2 protein-coding genes are annotated in these 2,782 nt (G+C 26.8%); both read left to right on the forward strand.

Translation table 11 applies throughout. The features are described 5' to 3' along the window. Positions 1 to 1,187 (forward strand): UbiD family decarboxylase (locus J7G74_RS10005; RefSeq protein ID WP_297134802.1); only part of this gene is annotated, 1,187 nt, incomplete at its 5' end. A 39-nt stretch (positions 1,188 to 1,226) separates the two neighbouring features. Then, a partial coding sequence (locus J7G74_RS10010; RefSeq protein ID WP_297134805.1) for a VanW family protein occupies positions 1,227 to 2,782 on the forward strand: 1,556 nt, incomplete at its 3' end.

The raw sequence follows: 2,782 nt of genomic DNA on the forward strand, positions 1-2,782 counted from the left end.
AGGATTATTATGATGATTTATTAAAAAAGTTTTCGGATTCTAAAATGGATAGGTTTAATAAAAAGGCATCAAAAAAATTATCTTCGTTACTTATGAATAGTGCAGATGCTTATATAAATAATAAAATTACAAAAGAACATTATATGGGGCTTATCAATATGATTAACTCACTAAATACTATAAAAATTGATTCAACAAGTCTGATTGATTTAGCCAAAAGAGTAGATGAAATGTATAAAGAAGAAAATTTATCTTATGAAAAGGCATACTCTTATTTTCAAATTACATCAACGTTAAGAGGAGTTAAGCAAAATTTAGACGAATATAAACAACATATAAAAACACTATATGAATCTAGGGAAATTTATAAAGAGGCTACTAAGTACCAATCGATAAAAAAATATAATGAAGCAATAAAGTATTATGATAAAGTAATAGAAGAAGATGAAAAGTATTATTCATTAGCCCAAAATGCAAAAAAAGAGTGTATAAATACAATGTATGATTATTATATGGATAATGCTAAAAATCTTGCTAATGAAGGTAAATATGAAGAAGCTGTAAAATATTTAGGTTATTTAACTCCATATTATGATGAAGAAGAAATAGATGAACTAATTGAAGAATACAATGGATATATTTCTAATTATACAATGAGTACAGATGATATAATCAGTTTAATATCTAGAAGGGGAAACCTAAATAAAAATGATTTAGAAATAGTATCATACCTACAAACAATAAACTCTAGAAGATATTATTATGCAGAAGTAATAAAAGACAACAAAGTTATAAATGAAGTTTTAATTGATACTAAGAGTAAAAATATGTACTCATACAAGTCTGATAAAAAGGACTATGATTGTACTTATAGCGATGGATATTTTAAAATTGATGAAAATAGTGGACAAATAATTTTATCAATAGACAAAAATAAAGGTAGAAATATACTTGAAGAAGAACTTAATAGTGATGAAAAAAAATATAAGAATATTAAAGAACTAAACAATAGTGAAATTAAAAAATATAATAATAACGAGTTAAATAAGATGATAAAGAATAATGGTAATATTTATTATTATTATTTAGTCAATACAGGATGGTTCAAACCTAAAGAAGTATATATTGTAAATATATATAATAAAGAAATTTACACATTAACAGAAAATGGAGTTGAGCCTTATTAAAACTAATATCAGATATTTAACTATAATAAGGAGAATAGGATGAAGAAATTAAGGGGAATAAACCTAGCGATTATTATTTTAACGGCTATTTTATTCACATTTATTGGGTCATTTTATACTCAGATAAATAGTGATAAAATAGTTAAAAATACTTTTATTAGAAATATTAATGTAGGTAATTTAACTAAACAAGAAGCTAGAGCTATTTTAAGTAATGAAATTGATATAGATACAATTACATTTAAATATAAAGACAACACTTGGAAGGTAGAGCCTGAGGAAATAGATACAGATTATGATATAGACAAAACAATAGAAAATGCATTTAATATTAATAGAAAAGGAAATATATTCTCAAATATATTTGTGACTATGAAATCATATTTAGGTATTGAAAATGATGTAAACGTATCTTTAAATTGTAATGAAGAAAAAGTAAAAGCTAAATTAGAGGAAATATCAAAAGAAATAAATATAGAAATGGTTAATGCCAGTTTAGAGTTTGTAAATGGAAAGCCTAATGTGACAAAAGAAAAAACAGGAATAATATTAGATATAAAAGAAAGTATCAATCATTTTAAAAACTCCCTTCAAGAAGGATTACTAGAAGATGATTTGGTAGTTATTAAAGTTGAACCAGAAGTAAAAAGTGAAGATTTAAAAAAAGTAGATACTTTATTAGGATCATATAGTACAAGATTAACAGACTCAAGTGCAGGAAGAGTTGAGAATATTAAAATTGCTACTGAAAGAACTAGTGGTGTATTATTGATGCCGGGAGAAGAATTTTCTTACAACGAACATACAGGGAAAAGAACTGCTGAAAATGGATATAAAGATGCAACTGTAATAGTAAAGGGAGAAGCTATACAAGGCATAGGTGGAGGCGTATGCCAAGTTTCTACAACACTATATAACTCTGTACTATACTCAGGCCTTGAAATAGTGAAAGTAAAAAATCACTCTATTCCATCAAGTTATGTACAAAAAGGTAGAGATGCAGCTGTTACAGATACTGGGCTAGATTTTGTATTTAAAAATAATTATAGTCAGCCGATTTATATTAAAAATGTTTTTGCAAATAATACCATCATCTGTCAAGTTTATGGAAATAGCAAAGACAAGAAAAATATTGAAATAGTAACAAATATTGACAAAAAAACTTCTTTCTCTGTTAAAAAAGAAAAAGACTCAAGCTTAGAAGAAGGTGAAGAAAAAGTTATTGAACAGGGTAGAGAAGGCTATTCAGTATCAACATACAGGGTATACTATGATGAAAATAAAAATGAAATAAAAAGAGAAAAGGTTGCTACTTCGTATTATCCACCTAGACAAAAAGTAATTGCTATAGGAACTAAAAAGGAAGAGGATATAGATCAATCGCTTGATAGTGGAAATAGTGAAACAAATAGGCCACAAGGAAGCAATAGTGGAAATAGTACAACAAACAGACCAGGAAATTCTACAGGTAATAGGCCACAAGGAAGCAATAGTGGAAATAATACAACAAATAGACCAGGAAATTCTACAGGTAATAGACCACAAGGTAGCAATGGTGGGAATAATACAACGAATAGACCAGGGAACTCTACAGA

The organism is Terrisporobacter sp., assembly GCF_017888745.1.
In the GTDB taxonomy this organism is placed as follows: domain Bacteria; phylum Bacillota; class Clostridia; order Peptostreptococcales; family Peptostreptococcaceae; genus Terrisporobacter.